The organism is Achromobacter sp. SIMBA_011, assembly GCF_046535435.1.
In the GTDB taxonomy this organism is placed as follows: Bacteria; Pseudomonadota; Gammaproteobacteria; order Burkholderiales; family Burkholderiaceae_B; genus Achromobacter; species Achromobacter dolens.
Genome location: NZ_JAWRWN010000329.1, coordinates 1 through 278, shown reverse-complemented (window position 1 = coordinate 278; position 278 = coordinate 1). Strand labels below are relative to the sequence as shown.

1 pseudogene is annotated in these 278 nt (G+C 64.4%); it reads right to left on the bottom strand.

Features of this window, described 5'->3' with window-relative positions:
* Nucleotides 1–24: 24 nt before the first annotated feature.
* Nucleotides 25–278 (bottom strand): annotated as a pseudogene (locus tag SB816_RS31175) (MFS transporter); the annotation flags it as partial.

Sequence of the window (278 nt, the reverse complement as noted above, 5' to 3'; positions counted from 1 at the left end):
CCTGGCGTTGGGCAGCCACAAGCTTTAAGGCGTGGCCGGCGGTGTTTGCCTGCTCAACTTGACCAGCAGCGCTGCGATCAAAAGCAGTGCTGCCGACGCCGCCAGCACCGCGACAAAGCCCGCGTCGAACGCCGAGCGGGCAAATGCGCGCAGCATGGCAGCGCCTTCGGGCGACAACGTTTCGGCGACGACAAGCGCGTCGTCAAGACTGTCGAATGTCGCAGGGTTGCGGGTCAGCCAGGATGGAACCACCACGCCCGCCGAATACGCATAAACCG